Annotated in this window: 26 protein-coding genes; 13 read left to right on the forward strand and 13 right to left on the reverse strand. The window is 68.8% G+C overall.

Annotated elements, in window-relative coordinates:
- Positions 1–188 precede the first annotated feature (188 nt).
- The gene (locus ACW174_RS05505) at positions 189–1,076 is read left to right on the forward strand and encodes an alpha/beta fold hydrolase (RefSeq protein WP_492016702.1); all 888 of its coding nucleotides are present in this window, start codon (positions 189–191) and stop codon (positions 1,074–1,076) included.
- A 73-nt stretch (positions 1,077–1,149) separates the two neighbouring features.
- Here the strand turns inward: ACW174_RS05505 and ACW174_RS05510 are convergent, their stop codons facing one another.
- Complete coding sequence (locus tag ACW174_RS05510) at positions 1,150–2,235, reverse strand: DUF5694 domain-containing protein (protein ID WP_492016703.1); 1,086 nt, start codon at positions 2,233–2,235, stop codon at positions 1,150–1,152.
- 252 nt (positions 2,236–2,487) lie between these two features.
- Here ACW174_RS05510 and ACW174_RS05515 point away from each other — a divergent pair, with 252 nt between their 5' ends.
- Both ACW174_RS05515 and ACW174_RS05520 read left to right on the forward strand, forming a co-directional pair.
- Positions 2,488–2,790: a hypothetical protein gene (locus ACW174_RS05515; protein WP_492016704.1), complete on the forward strand. Its 303-nt coding sequence runs from the start codon at positions 2,488–2,490 to the stop codon at positions 2,788–2,790.
- A gap of 256 nt (positions 2,791–3,046) precedes the next feature.
- Positions 3,047–3,382 (forward strand): hypothetical protein, encoded by a 336-nt coding sequence (locus ACW174_RS05520; protein ID WP_492016705.1) that lies wholly within the window; start codon positions 3,047–3,049, stop codon positions 3,380–3,382.
- A gap of 97 nt (positions 3,383–3,479) precedes the next feature.
- Here ACW174_RS05520 and maiA read toward each other — a convergent pair whose 3' ends face one another.
- Together maiA and ACW174_RS05530 are read right to left on the reverse strand one after the other, a co-directional pair.
- A complete protein-coding gene (gene maiA, locus ACW174_RS05525; protein ID WP_492016706.1) occupies positions 3,480–4,112 on the reverse strand; it encodes a maleylacetoacetate isomerase in 633 nt (210 codons plus the stop codon).
- On the reverse strand, positions 4,109–4,759 hold the full coding sequence (locus ACW174_RS05530) for a fumarylacetoacetate hydrolase family protein (protein ID WP_492016707.1): 651 nt from the start codon (positions 4,757–4,759) through the stop codon (positions 4,109–4,111). The genes maiA and ACW174_RS05530 overlap by 4 nt, the downstream gene beginning before the upstream one ends.
- A 256-nt stretch (positions 4,760–5,015) precedes the next feature.
- Here ACW174_RS05530 and ACW174_RS05535 point away from each other — a divergent pair, with 256 nt between their 5' ends.
- From ACW174_RS05535 to greA, 4 genes are all read left to right on the forward strand, one after another.
- Complete coding sequence (locus ACW174_RS05535) at positions 5,016–5,396, forward strand: glycine zipper domain-containing protein (RefSeq protein ID WP_492016708.1); 381 nt, start codon at positions 5,016–5,018, stop codon at positions 5,394–5,396.
- On the forward strand, positions 5,396–5,800 hold the full coding sequence (locus tag ACW174_RS05540) for a hypothetical protein (RefSeq protein WP_492016709.1): 405 nt from the start codon (positions 5,396–5,398) through the stop codon (positions 5,798–5,800). Before ACW174_RS05535 ends, ACW174_RS05540 begins: the two co-directional genes overlap by 1 nt.
- A gap of 89 nt (positions 5,801–5,889) precedes the next feature.
- Positions 5,890–6,054, forward strand: a complete 165-nt coding sequence (locus tag ACW174_RS05545) for a DUF1328 family protein (protein ID WP_492016710.1) — start codon at positions 5,890–5,892, stop codon at positions 6,052–6,054.
- Positions 6,055–6,157: 103 nt separating this feature from the next.
- Entirely contained in the window at positions 6,158–6,634 is a 477-nt protein-coding gene (gene greA / locus ACW174_RS05550; RefSeq protein WP_492016711.1) for a transcription elongation factor GreA, read from the forward strand.
- Between the two features lie 12 nt (positions 6,635–6,646).
- On the opposite strand, the gene ACW174_RS05555 is transcribed toward greA, so the two are convergent.
- Positions 6,647–7,429 (reverse strand): SDR family oxidoreductase, encoded by a 783-nt coding sequence (locus ACW174_RS05555; RefSeq protein WP_492016712.1) that lies wholly within the window; start codon positions 7,427–7,429, stop codon positions 6,647–6,649.
- Positions 7,429–7,728, reverse strand: a complete 300-nt coding sequence (locus ACW174_RS05560) for a 4a-hydroxytetrahydrobiopterin dehydratase (RefSeq protein WP_492016713.1) — start codon at positions 7,726–7,728, stop codon at positions 7,429–7,431. Before ACW174_RS05560 ends, ACW174_RS05555 begins: the two co-directional genes overlap by 1 nt.
- A 112-nt stretch (positions 7,729–7,840) precedes the next feature.
- Here ACW174_RS05560 and ACW174_RS05565 point away from each other — a divergent pair, with 112 nt between their 5' ends.
- The 5 genes from ACW174_RS05565 (at position 7,841) to ACW174_RS05585 (ending at position 12,265) form a co-directional block, all read left to right on the forward strand.
- Positions 7,841–8,545: a Crp/Fnr family transcriptional regulator gene (locus tag ACW174_RS05565; RefSeq protein ID WP_492016714.1), complete on the forward strand. Its 705-nt coding sequence runs from the start codon at positions 7,841–7,843 to the stop codon at positions 8,543–8,545.
- A 63-nt stretch (positions 8,546–8,608) separates the two neighbouring features.
- Positions 8,609–9,403, forward strand: coding sequence for a class I SAM-dependent methyltransferase (locus tag ACW174_RS05570; RefSeq protein ID WP_492016715.1), 795 nt, complete (start codon positions 8,609–8,611; stop codon positions 9,401–9,403).
- Positions 9,391–10,992, forward strand: coding sequence for a 2-polyprenylphenol 6-hydroxylase (gene ubiB / locus ACW174_RS05575; protein WP_492016716.1), 1,602 nt, complete (start codon positions 9,391–9,393; stop codon positions 10,990–10,992). Before ACW174_RS05570 ends, ubiB begins: the two co-directional genes overlap by 13 nt.
- Positions 10,993–11,012: 20 nt before the next feature.
- Positions 11,013–11,489, forward strand: a complete 477-nt coding sequence (locus ACW174_RS05580; protein WP_492016717.1) for a hypothetical protein — start codon at positions 11,013–11,015, stop codon at positions 11,487–11,489.
- A gap of 29 nt (positions 11,490–11,518) precedes the next feature.
- The gene (locus ACW174_RS05585; protein ID WP_492016718.1) at positions 11,519–12,265 is read left to right on the forward strand and encodes a hypothetical protein; all 747 of its coding nucleotides are present in this window, start codon (positions 11,519–11,521) and stop codon (positions 12,263–12,265) included.
- Positions 12,266–12,271: 6 nt separating this feature from the next.
- On the opposite strand, the gene arfB is transcribed toward ACW174_RS05585, so the two are convergent.
- From arfB to ACW174_RS05625, 8 genes are all read right to left on the reverse strand, one after another.
- On the reverse strand, positions 12,272–12,673 hold the full coding sequence (gene arfB / locus ACW174_RS05590; protein ID WP_492016719.1) for an alternative ribosome rescue aminoacyl-tRNA hydrolase ArfB: 402 nt from the start codon (positions 12,671–12,673) through the stop codon (positions 12,272–12,274).
- Complete coding sequence (locus ACW174_RS05595; protein ID WP_492016720.1) at positions 12,670–13,128, reverse strand: YaiI/YqxD family protein; 459 nt, start codon at positions 13,126–13,128, stop codon at positions 12,670–12,672. Before ACW174_RS05595 ends, arfB begins: the two co-directional genes overlap by 4 nt.
- Before the next feature lie 102 nt (positions 13,129–13,230).
- Complete coding sequence (locus tag ACW174_RS05600) at positions 13,231–14,586, reverse strand: amidohydrolase family protein (RefSeq protein ID WP_492016721.1); 1,356 nt, start codon at positions 14,584–14,586, stop codon at positions 13,231–13,233.
- Positions 14,586–16,064 (reverse strand): amidohydrolase, encoded by a 1,479-nt coding sequence (locus tag ACW174_RS05605; protein WP_492016722.1) that lies wholly within the window; start codon positions 16,062–16,064, stop codon positions 14,586–14,588. Before ACW174_RS05605 ends, ACW174_RS05600 begins: the two co-directional genes overlap by 1 nt.
- A gap of 104 nt (positions 16,065–16,168) precedes the next feature.
- On the reverse strand, positions 16,169–16,447 hold the full coding sequence (locus ACW174_RS05610; RefSeq protein ID WP_492016723.1) for a DUF167 family protein: 279 nt from the start codon (positions 16,445–16,447) through the stop codon (positions 16,169–16,171).
- 8 nt (positions 16,448–16,455) lie between these two features.
- Positions 16,456–16,890, reverse strand: a complete 435-nt coding sequence (locus tag ACW174_RS05615) for a hypothetical protein (protein ID WP_492016724.1) — start codon at positions 16,888–16,890, stop codon at positions 16,456–16,458.
- Positions 16,891–17,011: 121 nt separating this feature from the next.
- Positions 17,012–17,941: an electron transfer flavoprotein subunit alpha/FixB family protein gene (locus tag ACW174_RS05620; protein ID WP_492016725.1), complete on the reverse strand. Its 930-nt coding sequence runs from the start codon at positions 17,939–17,941 to the stop codon at positions 17,012–17,014.
- On the reverse strand, positions 17,941–18,705 hold the full coding sequence (locus ACW174_RS05625; protein ID WP_492016726.1) for an electron transfer flavoprotein subunit beta/FixA family protein: 765 nt from the start codon (positions 18,703–18,705) through the stop codon (positions 17,941–17,943). The genes ACW174_RS05620 and ACW174_RS05625 overlap by 1 nt, the downstream gene beginning before the upstream one ends.
- A 125-nt stretch (positions 18,706–18,830) precedes the next feature.
- Between ACW174_RS05625 and ACW174_RS05630 the strand changes: the two genes are divergently transcribed.
- Positions 18,831–19,154: a hypothetical protein gene (locus tag ACW174_RS05630; protein ID WP_492016727.1), complete on the forward strand. Its 324-nt coding sequence runs from the start codon at positions 18,831–18,833 to the stop codon at positions 19,152–19,154.
- The last annotated feature ends 7 nt before the right edge of the window (positions 19,155–19,161 follow it).

Here is a 19,161-nt window from a genome sequence, read left to right on the forward strand (position 1 = left end):
TAGTGGCTAGTGGCAGTTGTCGCGCCGTCGCCGTCGGCGGAAGGGCGGCGCGGACCGTACGGCCGCAGGCTGTTGGCCAGCCACTAGCCACTCGCCACTAGCCACTTCGCCGCACCGGCGCGTCCCTGACGTCTCAGTCATTCCCGCCCCTTCATCATAGCGCCGCAATCCGCCGGAAAGACTGGGGCATGCAAGGCAGACGTGAATTCCTGATCGGCGCGAGCGGCGCCCTGACCTTGGCGGCCGCGCCGTCAGCTTGGGCGCAGGGCGGATTCGTCTCGCGCCGGATCACGGTCGAGACGCGCGGCGAGGGGCCGGACCTGATCCTGATCCCCGGTCTGGCCTCGACGGCCGCCGTCTGGCGCTCGACCGCCGACCGGCTGGCCGGGCGCTATCGACTGCATCTGGTGTCGATCCGGGGGTTCGGCGATCTCCCGGCGCAGGCCAATGGCGACGGCGGCGTCCTGCCCGCCGTGGCCGGCGAGCTGCTGCGCTACATCACCGAAAGCCGCCTGAACCGCCCGGCCATCATCGGCCATTCGATGGGCGGCCAGATCGGGCTGCGCGTCGCCGCGGACTGGCCGTGGGCGGTGGGACGGCTGATGACGGTGGATTCCTCGCCCTTCTTCGCCGCCCTGATCAGCCCGCAGGCCACCGCGCGCGACGTGCAGCCGATCGCCCAGGTGGCCTATCAGGCGATCCAGTTCCTCGGCGACGAAGCCCTGAAGTCGCGCGGCCGCGAACTGGGGCTGGAGCTGGGCGGGGCGACCGACAGCCTGTTCAGCGGCATCGGCTGGCAGGGCGGCGACCGGCAGGTTCTGGCCCAGTCCCTGTATGAGGTGATGACCGTCGACCTGCGCCCGCGCCTGCCCCGCATCACCGCGCCGGTGACCGTGGTCTACGGCTGGAGCCCGGACCGGAACTCGCCGCGCAGCCGCGCCGACAGCCTGTTCCGCGACGCCTACGCGCGCCTGCCGGGCAACGCCGTGTTCGAGCGGATCGAGGGCGCAGAGCACATGGTGATGATCGACCAGCCGACGCGGTTCCTGGCGGCGGTGGGGCGGTTCATGGGGTGAGAGGTGACGGGCGCTCGCCCATGACCTTTCGCAGACGTTCCAGGCCAGGCCCCCACGGTCGGCGAGCGGCCCGTCAGAGGACGCTCAGAGGATCGACCAACTCCACCTCTGAAATGGCGGAGAGATAGGCGTCGAGGTAGGCCTTGTGGGACGAGCCGACGAGGACGAGCACCCTTGCCCCTGACTGGCTGGCGAAGCTGGCCCGAATGTTGGCGGCCATGCGCTGGTTCCGCACTTCCCACCATGCGACGTATTTCCGCGCGGGCATCCCGGGCGCCGGATGGGTCAGGGCCCCGCCCATTTCCGCCCGCGCCTGCCCGATCTGTGTGGAAGGCAGGTTGTTGAAGCGGAAGGTCTGAAGCAGGCCTTCCGGCGTGTCGACCGGCTGGTTCTGCATTTCAACAAGGGTCGGGTTGGGCTGGGCCCAGACTTCGCTGACGGCCTTGCCGACGCTTTCGTCAAAGTCCGCCGCGACGGAGTCGGCGGTGTGATCGTCCATGGGATGCACGCGGTTCAGGCCAAGCCGGGCTGCCAGGACAGCGGCGATCTGCTCATTTTCGTTCTGACGGTTGGCCAGTGCCTTGAGTTGTTCGACCAGCACGTCATTCAGGCCGTCTGATGCGATCTGCTCTTCGGGTGCGAGTTGAAGCCAGTTCACAAGAGCGGACGTCCTCTCGCCTCCGGCCAGAAACAGGGCCGCGAGTTCGCGCCGCTCCTGCGCGCTCGGACGGGCCGGCCAGGTCTTCAGCCGGGCGTCGATCCGGGCCGTGGCGGCGGGAACGTCAAGCCCGGTCGCCGCATAGGCATCGGCGGTCGAGGGGCAATAGCCTTGCGCGCTCTGGGCGAAGCGGCCGGGGAACCGCCGGAACAGGTCGCAGTCCTGTCCGGAGACGGCTTCGATGACGATGATGTCGGGGCCAAAGCCCTCCAGCCGGTCCAGCACGGGGCCCAGAAGTCCGGGCTCGAAATCGGTCAGGTTGGCCAGATGCATCGTGCCGACCACCATCACCTGCGTCGCCGGCCCGCGCATCTCGCTCCGCAAGGAAGCCGGATCAAAGGCGGGCCCGTACCGCGGGGCCGCGCCGACCGGGGCGGGATCCTGGGCGAGCGCCACGCCGGACAGGACCGACAGGAGGGCTGCGATGGCGAGGGCTTTCATGACGGCTCCGGTCAGCGATGTTCGCTTTCCTATCCCCCGGCGAGCCCTTGTCACAATCTCACAAGCACCTGTTGGCGCTTAAGTTTCTGTCATGATGCGAAGGGTCGATCGTCTTGTTCGCCGACCCGGACCGGCCGCGCGCAAGCCCGGCGGAGGCGGAGCACTTTCCGAGGGCACGGGGAACCCCGTTCGCCGCCCGTGGCTGTCGTCAGGGAATGCGCTATAGCCGTGAGGTCAGGAAGAAGGCGGCGGATGGGACGCGCGGGGACCTACAGAACTCTGATCTATTGGCTGGGCGCCATGGCTTGCGTCCTGTTCTTCCTCGTGCTCGCGGGCCGGGACACGCTCGTGTCGCTCAGCCTTGGCTCGGGCGCGATCGCGTTCCTTTCGGCGGCGGCGGGCATGCGTTGTCCGCGATGCCGGTTGGGGATCGATAGCCGGGAGCATGGCGGCTATGCGGCCGGCTACGTCCCCGACGCCCGCTGCCCGAGGTGTGGCCGCGATCGACGCGGCGTATGGCCCTTCCAGTTCCTTTTCAAACCCGAGCGCCGCTAGGTCCGCTAACCGCCGGCGGCGGAGGTCCGACAGGCCTGCTCTTCGGCCAAGGCTGGCAAATCGGTTTCCTGGCCCGGGATGGATGACTGCTTTGGACCCATTGCAGACTTTATGACGGCTGTGTTCAGCTAGCGGGCCGATCCAGGGAGATGAGGTGCCAAAGTTGCGAGCGCGTCTGCGAGTCGGGCTGATTGCTTTGGTTGCCGGTCTCGCTGGTTGCGAGAGCCGTGAACAATCGGGACGACCTGAGCAGGTGGTGACGACGATCAACGTCGAACATGGGTCGGGGGCTTTGCCTGGCGCGCCCTTCAACGTTGTTTTGTCGTCTGATGGAATGGCGGCCGTTTGGCGTGACGATGGTGATCGAATCTCGAAGATGACCAAGGGCGAGATTCCCCAAGGTTTGACCGCATTTGGCGCGGGGCGGAACGACCGGCTCCTGATTTACGCCGAACATAACCCCCCTAACGTCGAGATGATCGAACTCGCTAGGAGATTGCGTGATCAGGGATTCACCTCCGTGACCTTGGTCAGTCCGGGGGGATGGGTGCCGCCGGAGCCCGGGTTGACTGAAGTCGCCGACCAAAACTAAGCCGCCGCTCATCAGGGTCCGCTTTCACTCCTTGGTGACAGGCGGCTTCCCACCCATGCGGACAGTCGCCGTATCTGCTCCTGGCGCTCATCCCAACTCAGCCGGCGTCCGGCTGCCTGTCCGGATGGGCCGCCATGAAGGCCGGATGGGCCTTCGCCGCTTGGTCGATCGCCAGCAGGCGGGGGAAGGCGCCCAGCGGGACGTTGAAGCGGGCCGCCGAGTAGATCTGCGGGATCAGGTAGCAGTCGGCGAGAGTGGGCGCGTCACCATAGCTCCAGCCGGCGCCGTGGCGGGCGACGAGCGCTTCCAGCGCCTCGAACCCCGGGACGATCCAGCGGGCGGCCCAGGCGTCGACGGCGGCCTGGTCGGCGGCGAAACCTTCGCGCAGGGCCTTGCCGACGCGCAGATTGTTCAGCGGATGGATATCGCAGCCGATCAGGGCGGCCATGGCGCGGACGTGGGCGCGGTCCAGCGCGTCGGTCGGCAGGAGGGCGGGGGTCGGATGCGATTCCTCCAGCCATTCGAGGATGGCGGGGCTCTGGGTCAGGACGGCGCCGTCCACCTGCAGCGCCGGCACCATGCCCTGCGGATTGAGCGCGACATAGTCGGGGGCCTTCTGGGCGCCGGTGCGCAGGTCGTGGCCCGTCTGGTCGTAGGTCAGGCCCTTGAGCGCCAGGGCGATGCGGACGCGGTAGGCGGCGCCCGAGCGCCAGTATCCATGCAGGATCATCGCGCGGCCACCGTGAAGCTGAGCGGCGGCAGGCCGCCGATAGTCGCCTCGACCTGGTCGCCGGGGACCAGGGGGCCCACGCCCTCGGGCGTGCCCGTGAAGATCAGGTCGCCCGCGCGGACGTCCCACAGCTCACCCGCCTTGGCCAGAATCTCGTCCGGGTTCCAGATCATTTCGTCGAGACGGCCCGACTGGCGCACGACGCCATTGACCCGCAGCTCGATCAGGGCGGCGGGATCCGGCAGGGGGCCGGGCGTCAGGGGCCCGCAGGGGGCCGACTGGTCGAAGCCCTTGGCGGCGTCCCACGGACGACCCGCCGTCTTGGCCGCGGCCTGCAGGTCGCGACGGGTCAGGTCACAGCCGACCGCCCAGCCGACGATGCCGTCCGGGCCGATGGCGCAGACCAGCTCGACCTCATGATGCAGATTGCCGGTCGCGGTCGGATAGACCGGATCGGCGCCGTCGGTGACCACCGCGTCCGCGGGCTTGGAGAAGAAGAAGGGCTCGGCCCGGTCATGGCCCATCTCGCGCGCATGGGCGGCGTAGTTCTGGCCCACGCACAGGATGCGCCGAACCGGAAAACGCTCGAACCGCCCATCGATGGGGAGGGAGGCGGTGGGGGCGGGGGGAAAGAGCCAGTCGGTCATGGAAGGGTCCAGAGATTGGGCAGCAGGCAGCAGGCAGCAGACAGCAGACAGCAGACAGCAGACAGCAGGGAAGTACCGCATCCCGGTGCGCCCGCCCAGCGGACAGCTAGAGCCAGGCCCGCCAATTTCCTGCTGCCTGCTGCCCGCCCCCTGCGGCCTCCCACATGCTGCATTGCGGGAACCGTGACGCCACAGTGGCGTTTCGGCTCAGGGTTCTCTATCTAACCGTCAAGCTTGACCAAACGGAGCGCGCATCATGGCGACGACCAAGGCGGCCCGTGCCGCAGTTAAGAACGATCTGAATACGCTGAAGGATGACCTGAAGGTCCTCGGCAGCGAGGAAAAGGCCGCCCTGCGCGAGAAGGCGTCGGCGGCGGACGCCCGCCTTCGCGCCAAGGCCGCGGAAGCCGAAGCCAAGCTGCGCGAGCAGGCCGACGTGCTGCGTGACCGCGCCCGTGGCTATTATGACGAGGCCCGCGTGAAGGGCCGCGAATACTATGACGATGCGTCGGAGCGGTTCGACGAAGCCCAGCGCTACCTGACCGAGCGGGTCCAGGAGCGTCCGATCCAGTCGACCGCCATCGCCCTCGGCGTCGGCGTGGTGCTGGGCCTGCTTCTCGCCGGTCGTCGCCGCTGATGCTCGGCGGGGGCCTGGCCAGGGGTCTGGTCAAGAAGGCCGTCGCGGCAGCGGCGGCCGCCGGCGCGGCGCTTGTCGCGGTGATCTTCCTCGGCGTGGCGATTTACTACGCCCTGTGTCTGGCGGTTCCGGCGCTGGCCGCCGCGGCCATCACCTTCCTGCTGTTCGCCTTTATCGCGATCATCGTCGCCGTGCTGTTCCTGCGCGGCGAGAGCGATGAGGACGAAGAGGAGGAAGAGCCGGCCGGGATCGGTGAGCGCGCCTTCATGCTGTTCCGGGAACGCCCGGTCCTGGGCACCGTGGCGGCTCTGGCGGGCGGCTGGATTTTCCTGAGAAATCCGGCACTTGCCAGCATCGTGGCCGCGGCGTTCACTGAAAAATCACACGCGCGCCGCCGTCGTTAAACGGGAACCGTCAGGCTTCCTGACGGTTGTTCAATCAGGTGCGGCGAATAACCGCCCCGTTTCGAACAATCGCTCTGGAAGGAATGCTCATGCTGCGTTGGGCCCTGATTTTTCTCGTGCTCGCCCTCGTCGCCGGCGCCCTCGGGCTCGGTGGTGTCGCGGGTCTGTCGATGAACATCGCTTACGTTCTGTTCGTCGTGTTTATCATCCTGCTGATCGTGCACTTCATCACGGGCAGGGGACGATCCGTCTAACGGATCCGAACTCTGAACATCGAAAGGGCCGTGGTCATCCGACCACGGCCTTTTTCCTGTGCGGTGGACCGGAACGCTGGATGGCGGCATACGCTGGGACATCATGAGCGTCGCCTTCACCCGAGAGGAAGACCTGGAGGCCACGGCCGCCGATCTTCCCGACCGTCCGATTTCCAGCCATCCCAACCTGGTCACGCCCAACGGGCTGGCGCAGATCGAGGCCGCCCTGGCGGAGGCGCGGGCGGCCTATTCGGCGGCGCAGGCGAGCGGGACGATCGAGACCGATCGTACCCCGATGGCGCGAGCGGCGCGGGAGCTGCGGTACTGGTCCGCGCGTCGCGCCACGGCTCAGCTGGTCGAGACCACCGCGGACGGACGGGTCCGCTTCGGCGGTTCGGTGACCCTCGAACGCGAGGACGGGCGCACCCAGACCTGGCGGATCACCGGCGAGGATGAGGCCGACCCCGCGGCGGGTTCGGTCAGCCACGTCTCGCCGCTGGCCCGCGCGCTGGTGGGCAAGCGGGTCGGCGACGAGGCGGTGGTGGCGGGCCGGTCGGTCGAGGTCATCGCCGTCGACTGACCGCACCGAGGCCTATTGGGCCAGCATGCCGCCATCAATGACGAACTCGGTCCCGGTGATGAATTTGGACTCGTCCGAGGCCAGGTAGACCACCGCATAGGCCACGTCGTCCGGCTCGCCGATCCGCTTCAGCGGGATGCCGCGGGCCAGACGCTCGTGCGCCTTGTCCTCGTCGCCGCCGGCCATGGCGATGAAGGGGTCGAGGATCGGGGTCTTGATGAAGACCGGATGGACCGAGTTGCAGCGGACGTTCCAGTCCATCTTGGCCGCCTCGAGCGCGATGGTCTTGGAGTACATCCAGACGCCGGCCTTGGTGGCGTTGTAGGCCCCCATACCGGGCGCGGCGGCGAGGCCGGCCACCGAGGAAATATTGATGATCGAGGCCGGCGCCGCCTCGCGCAGGCGCGGCATGGCGTGTTTGGTGCCCAGCATGATGGAGCGCAGGTTGATCTCGTACTGGCGCTGCCAGTTCTCGACCGTGTCCTGCTCCACGAAGGCCAACGGACCGCCGATGCCGGCGTTGTTGACCAGAACCGACAGCCCGCCCATGGCCTGGGTCGCGGCGTCGATGACCGAGATCCACTGGTCTTCGCGGGTCACGTCCTGGGCGAAGGCGAAGGCGCTGCCGGGGTGGTCGGCGTTGATGGCGTCGGCCAGCGCCTGGACGCCCTCCAGATTGATGTCGGTGACGGCGACCTTCGCGCCCTCATGCGCCAGCATGTGGGCCATGGCCGTGCCGAGGCCGCCCGCGGCGCCGGTGATCAGAACCGTCTTGCCCGAAACCCGTCCGCTCATCACTTCGCTCCCATCGCTGCGGCGGCTTCGTCGATGAAGCGCGCCATGTTCAGATCCCGCGCCGTCACCCCGCCCGCGTCATGCGTGGTCAGCAGGATTTCGACGCGATTGTAGACGTTTGACCATTCCGGATGGTGGTCGGCCTTGTCCGCCAGCAGGGCGACGCGGGTCATGAATCCGAAGGCGGCGTTGAAGTCCGTAAAGGTCAGCGACCGGGCGATGGCGGGACGTGCATCCTCGGCCTTTCGCCAGAGCGGCAGACCTTTCAACGCTTCCGCGACGTCAATCTGTTCCGGCATCGTTCCCTCCGTTTTGTCCGGCGTATCGCGCCTGACCCGTCGCCACAAGCGGCGGAACGCCAACCGAAGCTTGGGCGTTACCAAGCGTCGCTATTCGTAAGCGGAGGACGTCATGGACAATCTCTGGATCACTTCCCTGCCCCCGGCGGACCGCAAGCGTCTCGAACCCCATCTGACCGAGCGCCCGTTCGCCCAGGGACAGATGCTGTACGACGCCGGCGAGGCGCTGGGCGAGGTCTGGTTCCCGCTGACCGGGGTGGTGTCGCTGATGACCATCCTGTCCGAGGACCACATGGTCGAGACCGCCGCCATCGGGCGCGAAGGGCTGGTCGGGGTCACCTGCGGGCCGCTGAACGCGCGCGCGTCGAGCCGCGCCATCGCCCAGGTGGAAGGCACGGCGGCCTGCTGCCCGGCGGATGTGTTCTCTGACGCCCTGAGCAAGAGCGAGCAGATGCGCACCGCCCTGGCCAAATTCACGGAAAGCCTGTTCGCCCAGGTCCAGCAGACCGCCGCCTGCAACGCCCAGCACCGGCTGGACGAGCGGCTGGCGCGCTGGCTGCTGACGCTGCACGACCGGGCCGACGGCAGCCGCATCAAACTGACCCAGTCGGACATCGCCGGCATGCTGGGGGTGCGCCGCGCCACAGTGTCGGAAGTCGGCTCCGAGATCGAGGACAAGGGGCTGATCCGGCGCGGTCGCGGCTGGGTCGAGGTGCTGGACCGTCCGGGCCTGGAGACCGCGTCGTGCGATTGCTATCGCCTGATCTCGACGGTGATGAAGGACCTCGGCGTCCCGAGGCCGAACCAGAAGACCTGAGCCCGCGCGTCTGCGGCCATACAGACGGATGACGCGGCGCCGGCGAAGGGGTAGAGCGAAACCATGACCGACGCTTCCCCAGACCCCTCCGGCCAGAGCTCTTCTGGCAAGACGTCCTCCTTCGGCTTCCGCGACGTCGATGCCCGGGAGAAGGTCCGGATGGTGCGCGGCGTGTTCGACAGCGTGGCGTCCAGCTATGACCTGATGAATGATCTGATGAGCGCGGGCGTGCACCGGCTCTGGAAGGACGCGGCCGCGGCCAGGCTGAACCCGCGTCCGGGCGAGACCATTCTGGACGTGGCGGGCGGCACCGGCGACATGTCGCGGCGCTATGCGAAGATGGCGCGCGCCGCCCAGATGCGCATGGGTGGCGAAGACGCCCGGGTGATCGTGCTGGACTACAATGCCGAGATGATCATGGCCGGTGTCCACAAGGGCGGCGAGCCCGAGATGAGCTGGACCGTCGGCGACGCCATGGCCCTGCCCCTGCCCGACGCCTCGGTGGACGCCTATTCCATCAGTTTCGGCATCCGCAACGTGGCCGACGTGCCGCAGGCGCTGCGCGAGGCGCGCAGGGTGTTGAAGCCCGGCGGCCGCTTCCTGTGCCTGGAGTTCTCCCGCCCGACCACGGGTGCCATCCGCAAGGCCTATGACGCCTGGTCCTTCCACGCCATTCCGCGCATCGGCGAATGGATCGCCAAGGACCGCGACAGCTACCAGTATCTGGTCGAGAGCATCCGCCGCTTCCCCGACCAGCCGACGTTCAAGGCCATGATCGAGGACGCGGGCTTCAGCCGCGTGACGGTGACCAATCTGTCGGGCGGCGTGGCGGCCATCCACCACGGGTGGGCGATCTGAGCCAGAGGATCGACCAAGGCACGCCGCCGCCGCCGCCGGCCACAGTACCGGTGCGCGCGCCCTTGAGCGCATCCCTGCGCCTGCTGGGCTGGCTGGGCGTGCTGATCCGCCACGATGCGCTGGCGCCGCGCGAAATCACGCCGCTGCTGCCTGTCTGGGCGCGATGGATCGCGCATCTGCTGCACGTCTTCGCCGGGCGCGAGAGCCGCGAGGGTCGGCCGGGCCAGCGGCTGGGCAAGGCGTTTGAACATCTGGGTCCGGTGGCGATCAAGCTGGGACAGGTGCTCGCCACCCGCGCCGACATCTTCGGCGTCGAGTTCGCCCGCGATCTGGGTCGCCTGAAGGACGCCCTGCCCCCCTTCCCGCTGGATCAGGCGCGGCGCGAGGTCCAGCGCTCGCTGGGCCGTCCCGTCGAAGACCTGTTCACTGATTTCGGCCCCGCCGTGGCCGCCGCCTCGCTGGCCCAGGCGCATCCGGCCTGGCTGGCCGACGGCCGCAAGGTCGCGGTCAAGATCCTGCGGCCCGGCGTCGAGCGGCGCGTGGCGCAGGGGCTGGACGCGATGCGGCTGGCTGCCCGTCTGGCGGTGAAATTCGTGCCGGTGGCGCGGCGGCTGGAGCCGTCGGCCTTTGTCGAGACCATCGCGCGCGCCCTGACGCTGGAGCTGGACATGCGGCTGGAGGCGGCCGCCGCATCCGAGCTGAAGGAGATCATGGCCAAGTCGGACCCTCAGGGGCTGACGGGCCACATGGACGCGCCGGCCGTCATCTGGGACGGGGTCGGCAAGCGGGTGCTGACGCTGGAGTGGGCGACCGGCCTGCCGCTGACGGACCCGAACGCCGCCCTGCAGCGGGGCATGGACGTCAATGCACTGGCCGACAACGTCGTGCGGTCCTTCCTGTCACAGGCGCTGGACCACGGGGCGTTTCACGCCGACCTGCATGAGGGCAATCTGTTCTGCCACGCCCCGGCGGAACTGACGGCGATCGATTTCGGCATCGTCGGGCGGCTGGGTCCGGCCGAGCGGCGCTATCTGGCCGAGATCCTGTGGGGCTTCATCAGCCGGGACTACGACCGCATCGCCCGGGTCCATTTCGAGGCCGGCTATGTGCCGCGCGAGCATTCGGTCGAGGCCTTCGCCCAGGCGCTGCGCGCGGTCGGCGAACCGGTGATCGGCAAACAGGCGTCCAAGGTGTCGATGGGCCGGCTTCTGGGCCAGCTGTTCGAGATCACCGACCTGTTCGACATGCACCTTCGGCCCGAACTGATCCTGCTGCAGAAGACCATGGTGTCGGTCGAGGGCGTGGCCCGACGGCTGAACCCCGATCACGATCTGTGGTCCGCGGCCCAGCCTGTGGTCGAGCGCTGGATCCGCCGCGAACTGGGTCCGCAGGCGCAGATCCGCGACACCCTCGACGAATTGCGCGCGACGCTGAAGGCGCTGGCGAAACTGGCGCAGAACCCGCCACAGGCGCAGACCGTCATCGTGCGCGAGGCGCGGACGCCGGTCTGGGTCGTGGTCTGTGTCACGGTTGCAATGTGCGCCGCCGTCGCCGCCCTTGTTCTGTCGCTTTGGCCCGTCATCGTCTGAGCTCCTCCGGAGACCTGCTGATGAAAATGCCTGTTCTGGCCGCCGTGCTCGGCCTGATCTCTGTCGCCACCCCTGTCGCGGTTCAGGCCCAGGTGGCCGCCGGCAGCGTTCCCAACAGCTTCGATCGCCCCGCCGCCCAGGCCGTCACCCCCGACACCACGCCCCGACGGCCCGAACCGGCCGACGTTCCCGTCGCGACCGCTCCGGCCAACGCCCAGTCCGAAGAGGTGCTGCGCACGGTGATCGCGGACGCCCAGGCGGGCACGTTCAACTACGCCCTGATGGAGGCCGGCCTGGCGACGCGGATGCGCGAACAGGAGGCCCGGTTGCTGCCCCTGATCCGGGGGTTCGGCCCGGTGCAGGCGGTTGATTTCGTCGGCTCCCAGGACGGGGCGGACCTGTTCGTGGTGACCTTCGCCAGCGCCGCGACCCAGTGGGTGATCGGCTTTGACGACGCGGACAAGATCGACGCCCTGCTGTTCCGCCCGGCCCAGTAGCCACCACCCCCGCTTCCGGAGACGAGCCCATGCGTGGCCTGAACCTGCGCACGACCGCGATGGTCGTGTCGGTCGTCGCCTTTCTCGCGGCCTGTTCGGGCGGGCCGGGAGGTCCCGTGGGACCGGGGCTTCCGTTCGCCCCGCCGCCGCCAGCCCGGGCGTCGCTGTTCATCAGCCCTTTCGGCGAGCCCTTCAGCGCCCCGCCAGGCCAGCCCTATCCGGTGGCCGTCTGGTTCGCGGGAGCCGATGCCGACCACGACGGCGAAGTGACGCTGGCGGAGTTCACCGCCGACGGGCAACGCTATTTCGCCGTGCTGGACACGGATCGCGACGGGCGACTGAACCAGACCGAGCTGGCCGCCTATGAGGCCCTGTTGCGGGAGTTCGGCGGCATGGGCCGTCCGCGGCGTCGCGAAGGGCCCGAGGGCTTCCCGACCATCAGCATTCCCAGTCCGGCGGGCGGCGGCGAGATCCCGCTGGCCGACACCTCCACCTTGGGGGCGGCGCCGCAGCAGAGCCGATCGGGCAGCCGGATCCCGCGCGGCGGCGGCCGGGGACCGGGCGGCTACGGCGCCGTCGCCGAGGCCGGCTTCTTCAACCTGCCCCAGCCGGTGAAATCGGCGGATATCAGTATCGACCAGCGCGTGACCGCCGAGGAATGGGCGCAAGCCACCCAACGCTGGTTCCTGTCGCTGGACGCGGACCGCGACGGCAAGCTGACCCTGGCCACCCTGCCGGTGACCCCGGCGCAGGCGGCGCTGGCGCGTCGCCGCTGATCAGCCTCAGTCGAGGTTGGGCCGACCCCGGCCGCTCTTGATCGTCGACCGTTTGGACTTGCCCTCCAGTCGCCGCTCCTTCGAGGCGCGGGTGGGTCGGGTCGGCACGCGATAGACCGGCTTGATCGACGCCTCGTCCACCAGACCCTGAAGCCGTTCGACGGCGTCGGCGCGGTTGCGCTCCTGGGTGCGGAAGCGGACGGCGGTGATCAGGATCTCGCCGTTCAGGGTGGCGCGGCTGCCCGCCAGCTTGATCAGCCGTTCGCGCACCGCATCGGTCAGGGACGGCGAGTTGCGTGCGTCAAACCGCAGCTGGACGCTGGTCGAGACCTTGTTGACGTTCTGGCCGCCCGGTCCGCCGGAGCGGAAGAAGCGGAACTCGAGCTCGTCCTCGGGGATGACGGTCATGTCAGCGCCCGCTTGGCCACCACCACCGCCCGGTCCAGCGCCTGCAGGAAGTTGGAGCGGTCCTTGGGGCCGAAGGGCGGCGGGCCGGAGGTGGCCACGCCCATCGACCGCAGGTGCTCGCCCACCATCCGCCCGGCCAGCGCCGAGCCGATGGAGTCGGCGGTGAAGGGTGAGCCGTTGGACTTGATCGCCTGCGCCCCGGCCTGAAGGCAGCGGTCGGCCAGGGGAATGTCCTGCGTCACCACGATATCGCCCTTCACTGCCCGCTCGGCGATCCAGTCGTCGGCGATGTCGGGACCCGCGTCGACCACCACCTGCTCGATCCACGGATCGCGACGGGTGTTGATCCAGCCGTTCGAGACCACGAACACCTTCAGCCCGTAGCGCTCGGCCACGCGATAGACCTCGTCCTTCACGGGACAGGCGTCGGCGTCGATGAAGATGCGGGGAAGCATAGGTTCTGGGTTCTTGGGGTTAGGTTCTGGGGAAGGGGAAGCAGACGACTGCTCCAAGCATACTTCCCTAGAACCTAGAACCTAGAGCCTAAAACCTGATCTCTACCGGCCGTAGGCCGGCGGCATCGCGCCTTCGCCGCCGGTGCGATAGCGGTCGCGGAGCAGGAACTGGCGGCTGGTGGGGGCCTCTTCCGTGCCGTTGACGAAGATATGTTCGGCGATGCTGAGCGGCTCCAGCGGGTCGCCGGACCAGACGACCACGTCGGCGGCGGCGCCGGGGCGCAGCTCCCCGAACTGGCCGGCCATGCCGAAGATCTTCGCCGGATTGACCGTGATCGCCTCGATGGCGGCGTCATAGGGCAGGCCGTGGGAGACGGCGTTGCCGGCGTTGTAGCGGGTCTCCCGCGCCCGGTGGATCGAGCCCTCATTGCCCTTGATGGCGATGACCACCCCGGCGGCGTCCAGGGCGGCGGCGTTCTGCATCCGCGCGCCGCGCGTCTCCAGATTGCCGGGCAGGTTGGAGATGGGGTTCAGCAACACGGGCACGCCCGCCGCCGCGATCTGATCGGCGACCAGCCAGCCCTCTTCGGCGCCGTCGAGAATGATCTTGATCCCCTCTTCCTTCGCCAGACGCAGCACCTGCTGGATGTCGGCCGCGCGGCGCACGGTGACGATCAGCGGGATGGAGCCGTTGGCGACGGGGATCAGGGCCTCGAGGTCGGCGCGCGACAGGCTGAGGTCGCGGATCGCGCCCCGGTCATAGGCGGCCTTGTTGCGGGCGTAGAGGCGGACCTCGGTCAGGGTTTCGCGGAACTGGGTGAACTCGGCGCCGCGGGCGCCGCCGGCGACCCCGGCCCCGGCCTCGCCGAAGGGGGCGACCTGGGCGACGCGCGGCTTCACCAGAATGTCATTGCCGCTGCCGAGATGGATGATGGCGGCCTGACCGGCGAACAGGCTGGGCGACTGGAAGCCGCCCGCGCCGACACCGGCGAAGTCGCTGTCGTCCTGATGCTCATGCCCGCCCGAGCCGCCCGGATGATTGGGGACCACGATGGCGCGGGTGATGCCGCCCAGACGGGCGACCGGCAGGGTGAACGACCAGGGATCGAGGCCATAGGAGACGTCGAAGGCGGCGCTGACGGTATTGGCGCCGTTCGACAGGTCGTCCGACCCGTTGACCGAGGAAATTTCCGAACCGCCGAGGCCAGAGTCCACGGCGACGAAGCCGGGGGCGACGACCTTGCCGGTGGCGTCGATGATGCGGGCCGTGGCCGGCGGGGCCATGACGCCGACCGAGACGACGCGGCCGTTCTGGATCACCACCGTGCCGTTCTCGATCACGGACGTGCCGGTCAGGACGCGGCCGCCGGTGATGGCGGTCAGTTGCTGGGCGAGGGCGGGCGAGGCCGACAGGGCGACCAGCGAGGCCGCGCCGAGGATGAGGCTCTTGAGGCGCATCAGCGGGCTCCTTGCGGGACGTTGGCGGCGCGCAGGCCGAAGCCGGGCTGGCCGAGTTCGAAATCGGAGACCGGCTGGTAGGCCGGGTTCATGCGGTCGAAGGCCAGGCCGCCGTCGACGAAGACCTGATCGGCGCGGGCGTAGATCGAGAAGGGATCGGCGCTCCAGATCACCACATCGGCGCGCTTGCCGGCTTCCAGCGAGCCGGTCTCGTCGGCGATGCCGAGCGAGCGGGCGGGGTTGAGGGTGATCCAGCTGATCGCCCGCTCTTCGGCGATGTCCATGCCGATGCGGCGGCCGGCGGCCAGGGCCGCGGCGGCTTCCTGGTTCAGGCGCTGGGTCAGTTCGGCGTCGTCGGAGTGGATGACGGCGCAGGAGCCGGGCTGGGCGTCGACGAGGGCGGCGTTGGCCTCGACCGCATCCAGAGCCTCCATCTTGAAGCCCCACCAGCCGGTCCACATGTCGGCGCAGATGCCCTCACGGGCCAGCAGGGGCGCCAGCTTGTAGGCCTCGATGGCGTGGTGGAAGGCGGTGATGCGGAAGCCGAACTCTTTCGACAGATCGATCATCATCGCCATTTCATCGGCGCGGTAGCAGTGGTTCTGCACCAGGATCGAGCCGTCCAGCACGCCGACCAGGGTTTCGTTCTGCAGGTTGCGGGTCGGGGGCGAGCCCTCGCCGTCCTCGCGCCACTTGTCCCATTTGGCCTTGTAGTCGCGGGCGGCGATGAAGGCGGCGCGATAGCCAGCCATATTGCCCATGCCGGTGGCCGGGCTCTGGTTGCGCGAGCCGTAGACGCGCGACGGGTTCTCGCCGCAGGCCATCTTCACGCCGTAGGGCGCGCCGGGGAATTTCATTCCCTGCATGGTCACCGACGGGATGTTGCGCACCGTCACGCCGCGGCCGCCGAACAGATTGGCGGAGCCGGGCAGGATCTGAAGGGTGGTCACGCCACCCGCGCGGGCGGCGTTGAAGCCGGGGTCCTGGGGCCACAGGCTGTGCTCGGCCCAGACCTGGGCGGTGTTGGGGCTGGTGGCCTCGTTGCCGTCGCTCATCCCCTGCACGCCCGGCGAGGGATAGACGCCGAGGTGGCTGTGGACGTCGATGATGCCCGGGGTCACGAAGCGGCCGTTGGCCTGCACCGTCCGATAGCCCGCCGGGATGGCGGTCGAGGCGTCGCCGACGGCGGCGACCTTGCCGTCCGTGACCACGACCACGCCATTGACGAACTTACGCCCGGCGCCGTCCAGCACCGTCCCGCCGACGATGGCGAAATTGTCGCGCGGCAGGCCGCGATAGGTGGACGGATAGGGATCGGGATTGGCGGCGTAGTCCAGACCGGCCGGCAGGGCGGCGCGGGCGCGCGGCGTCGCGGCGGTGTCGGTCCCGCTGCCCGGGCTTCCGGTGGTGGCGCAGGCCCCGAGGGCCAGCACGGCGAAGGCGGCGAGGCTGGCGCCCCCCAGGCGTCGAAGTCTCATGAACAGCTCCCCAAAAGCTCACTTGGGCGCCGGTCGGATGGGACGGCGCGAAGTCGGGGCGGATTAAAGGGGGCAGTCGCCCGATCCGTCAAAGGCCGATTTCGTCACGGTGCGGAAAGACGCGCCTGCACCTCGTCCGGGGACAGTCCCTCGATCGCGATCCGCTTCACCCGCGACTGCCCGCCCCGCTCCAGCGAGACGGCGGACTTGGGCACGCCAAGGGTCTTGGCGAGCAGTTTCAGCAGGGCCGCATTGGCCTCGCCCTCAATGGGCCGGGCGCGCACGCGAACCTTGAGGATGGGGCGGCCGTCGGGGTCCAAGTCCCAGCCGTCGATGCGGTCGGAGGCTGCGCCGGGGGTGAGGCGGATGGGGAGGGTGGTCATGGGGACCGTCAGTGGACCCCTGCCCAGTCGCCGAGGCCCCGTCTGCGCAGGGAGGCGACCTGACCTTCGGTCAGCGGCTGAGGAGCATTCCCGCCGCTGACGGCGACGATCCACCGCACGCCCGGTCCCATGAAGTAGAACTCGCAGATGTCCGGCAGCGGCACGATGATCACCGCCGGCGCATCCCCCTTGATGACATTGACCACCCGAAGCCTGCCGGGCGGCGGCGGTCCCGCTTCGTCGTTGCGACGGTAGCGGGGCGCCCGTTCGACCACGATCTCGGCCACATAGTCGGCCTCGCTGAACGACCTCAGGGCGCTTTCATCGACAAAGGCCTGCGTGGGCTCAGGCGGAGGAAAGGGCGGCGGGGTGCATGCGAGGGCCCCCGCCGGAAAGCCGACGATCAAGGCAATGCCTGTAGCGAGCAAGAAGGAGCGTCTCATCCAGGACCTCTGGTCGCCACGGCGATAGGGAGAGCATAGTTTGCGACGCCTTTTCCGTCGAAATGAAAAAGGCGCGGCACCATCCGGCGCCGCGCCCTCTTCATTCAGTCTATGACAGCCCTCAGCCCAGAGCGGCCATCAGCTCCGGCACCGCCGTCTTGTAGTCCGCGACCAGGCCGTAGTCGGCGACCTGGAAGATCGGGGCGTCGGCGTCCTTGTTGATGGCGACGATGACCTTGGAGTCCTTCATCCCGGCGAGGTGCTGGATGGCGCCCGAGATGCCGATGGCGATGTAGAGCGCCGGGGCGACGACCTTGCCGGTCTGGCCGACCTGGTAGTCGTTGGGGGCGTAGCCGGCGTCGACGGCCGCGCGCGAGGCGCCGACGGCGGCGCCAAGCTTGTCGGCCAGCGGGTCCATGACGGCGTGGAACTCTTCCGCCGAGCCCAGGGCGCGACCGCCCGAGACGACGATCTTGGCGGCGCCCAGTTCCGGACGGTCCGACTTGACCATCTCCTCGCTGACGAAGGCGGTCTTGCCCTCGGCGGCGCCGGTGGCGCTCTCGACCTTGGCCGAGCCGCCGTCAGCGGCGGGGGCGAAGGCGGTGGCGCGCACGGTGATGACCTTCTTGCCGTCCGACGACTGCACCGTCTCCAGCGCATTGCCCGCATAGATGGGGCGCAAGAAGGTATCGGCGCTGACGACCTCGACGATGTCCGAGATCGGGGCGACGTCCAGCTGGGCGGCGATGCGCGGCATGAAATTCTTGCCGTCGGTGGTGGCCGGCGACAGGACGGCGTCATAGCCGCCCGCCAGACCGACGACCGTGGCCGAAACCGCCTCGGCCAGCTGATGGCCCAGGGCGGCGCTGTCGGCCAGCAGGACGGTGCGGACCCCGGCGATCCTGGCGGCGGCGTCAGCGGCGGCTTGCGCGCCGGCGCCCACGACCAGCACGTCCACGTCGGACGACAGGGCGAGGGCCGCGGTCACGGTCTTGTTGGTGGTGTCGCGAACGGCCGAGCCGTCGTGGTCGGCGATGACGAGAACGGCCATTACAGGACCCCCGCGGACTTGAGCTTGGAAACCAGTTCGGCGGCGTCGGCCACCTTGATCCCGGCCGAGCGCTTGGCCGGCTCGGTGACCTTCAGGACCTTGAGGCGCGGCGCGGTGTCGACGCCGTAGTCGGCGACCGCCTTGACGGCGATCTCCTTCTTCTTGGCCTTCATGATGTTGGGCAGGGAGGCGTAGCGCGGGGTGTTGAGGCGCAGGTCCACCGTGACCACCGCGGGCAGGGTCGAGGCGATGGTCTGCAGGCCGCCGTCGACTTCACGCGTCACGGTGGCCTTGCCGTCGCCGATGACGATCTTCGAGGCGAAGGTCGCCTGCGGCCAGTCCAGCAGGGCGGCCAGCATCTGGCCGACCGCATTGTTGTCGCCGTCGATGGACTGTTTGCCCATCAGGACCAGGTCCGGCTTCTCCTCGTCGACCACCGCCTTCAGCAGCTTGGCGACGGCCAGAGGCTCGAGGTCGGCGTCCGACTGGATCAGCAGGCCGCGATCGGCGCCCATGGCCAGGGCGGTGCGGATGGTTTCCTGCGCCTGGGTGACGCCGATGGAGACGACCACGATCTCGGTCGCCGTGCCGGCGGCGTGGTGTTCCTTGCCTTCCTTGAGACGCACGGCCTCTTCGACGGCGATTTCGTCGAAGGGATTCATGCTCATTTTGACGTTGGCGAGATCGACGCCGCTCTGGTCCGCTTTCACGCGGGCCTTGACGTTGTAGTCGATCACCCGTTTGACGGGGACGAGAACCTTCATTGCGCTATCCACAAAGTCGCCGGAATGATGGGTCAGGCAATAGGTACGCCCGGCCCGACCTGTCAACGTAACGCGGCGTCAACACACCGGATCACGGAAAACTCGAAATGCACCGACTTTTGACGATGAAACGGCTCAGCGTGCTGTTTCTGTGCACCTTCGCCGTGCTGCTGGGCGTGACCTTCGCCTGGCAGGCGCTGGTCAAGGCGCCGGGCGATCGCTGCGAGGCGGGCGGCCAGTGGTGGGACCCGGAAACCCGGATCTGCGCCCAGCCTATCGCCATCGCCGAGATCACCGGCCGTCGCGACGGGGCCAACCGCGCCGCCGCCTCCGCCGAGAAAAACCGGGAACTGGTCCGCATCGAGGATGAGCTGGAAGCCCAGCAGAAGGCCCGCGACGCCGACGCCGACCGCCAGCGCGCCGCCCTGGCCGCCGAACGCGGCCGCTGATCCGGCC

The organism is Brevundimonas sp. AVps31, assembly GCF_058681355.1.

Bases quoted from the DNA above. Each gene is read 5' to 3' on its own strand.
- ACW174_RS05585 (WP_492016718.1), top strand. From the start codon at position 11,519: ATGCGTGGCCTGAACCTGCGCACGACCGCGATGGTCGTGTCGGTCGTC.
- ACW174_RS05610 (WP_492016723.1), bottom strand. From the start codon at position 16,447: ATGACCACCCTCCCCATCCGCCTCACCCCCGGCGCAGCCTCCGACCGC.
- ACW174_RS05605 (WP_492016722.1), bottom strand. From the start codon at position 16,064: ATGAGACTTCGACGCCTGGGGGGCGCCAGCCTCGCCGCCTTCGCCGTG.
- greA (WP_492016711.1), top strand. From the start codon at position 6,158: ATGAGCGTCGCCTTCACCCGAGAGGAAGACCTGGAGGCCACGGCCGCC.
- maiA (WP_492016706.1), bottom strand. From the start codon at position 4,112: ATGATCCTGCATGGATACTGGCGCTCGGGCGCCGCCTACCGCGTCCGC.
- ACW174_RS05510 (WP_492016703.1), bottom strand. From the start codon at position 2,235: ATGAAAGCCCTCGCCATCGCAGCCCTCCTGTCGGTCCTGTCCGGCGTG.
- arfB (WP_492016719.1), bottom strand. From the start codon at position 12,673: ATGACCGTCATCCCCGAGGACGAGCTCGAGTTCCGCTTCTTCCGCTCC.
- ACW174_RS05570 (WP_492016715.1), top strand. From the start codon at position 8,609: ATGACCGACGCTTCCCCAGACCCCTCCGGCCAGAGCTCTTCTGGCAAG.
- ACW174_RS05615 (WP_492016724.1), bottom strand. From the start codon at position 16,890: ATGAGACGCTCCTTCTTGCTCGCTACAGGCATTGCCTTGATCGTCGGC.
- ACW174_RS05545 (WP_492016710.1), top strand. From the start codon at position 5,890: ATGCTGCGTTGGGCCCTGATTTTTCTCGTGCTCGCCCTCGTCGCCGGC.
- ACW174_RS05580 (WP_492016717.1), top strand. From the start codon at position 11,013: ATGAAAATGCCTGTTCTGGCCGCCGTGCTCGGCCTGATCTCTGTCGCC.
- ACW174_RS05515 (WP_492016704.1), top strand. From the start codon at position 2,488: ATGGGACGCGCGGGGACCTACAGAACTCTGATCTATTGGCTGGGCGCC.
- ACW174_RS05540 (WP_492016709.1), top strand. From the start codon at position 5,396: ATGCTCGGCGGGGGCCTGGCCAGGGGTCTGGTCAAGAAGGCCGTCGCG.
- ACW174_RS05555 (WP_492016712.1), bottom strand. From the start codon at position 7,429: ATGAGCGGACGGGTTTCGGGCAAGACGGTTCTGATCACCGGCGCCGCG.
- ACW174_RS05530 (WP_492016707.1), bottom strand. From the start codon at position 4,759: ATGACCGACTGGCTCTTTCCCCCCGCCCCCACCGCCTCCCTCCCCATC.
- ACW174_RS05595 (WP_492016720.1), bottom strand. From the start codon at position 13,128: ATGCTTCCCCGCATCTTCATCGACGCCGACGCCTGTCCCGTGAAGGAC.
- ACW174_RS05535 (WP_492016708.1), top strand. From the start codon at position 5,016: ATGGCGACGACCAAGGCGGCCCGTGCCGCAGTTAAGAACGATCTGAAT.
- ACW174_RS05505 (WP_492016702.1), top strand. From the start codon at position 189: ATGCAAGGCAGACGTGAATTCCTGATCGGCGCGAGCGGCGCCCTGACC.
- ACW174_RS05565 (WP_492016714.1), top strand. From the start codon at position 7,841: ATGGACAATCTCTGGATCACTTCCCTGCCCCCGGCGGACCGCAAGCGT.
- ACW174_RS05625 (WP_492016726.1), bottom strand. From the start codon at position 18,705: ATGAAGGTTCTCGTCCCCGTCAAACGGGTGATCGACTACAACGTCAAG.
- ACW174_RS05560 (WP_492016713.1), bottom strand. From the start codon at position 7,728: ATGCCGGAACAGATTGACGTCGCGGAAGCGTTGAAAGGTCTGCCGCTC.
- ACW174_RS05620 (WP_492016725.1), bottom strand. From the start codon at position 17,941: ATGGCCGTTCTCGTCATCGCCGACCACGACGGCTCGGCCGTTCGCGAC.
- ACW174_RS05630 (WP_492016727.1), top strand. From the start codon at position 18,831: ATGAAACGGCTCAGCGTGCTGTTTCTGTGCACCTTCGCCGTGCTGCTG.
- ACW174_RS05600 (WP_492016721.1), bottom strand. From the start codon at position 14,586: ATGCGCCTCAAGAGCCTCATCCTCGGCGCGGCCTCGCTGGTCGCCCTG.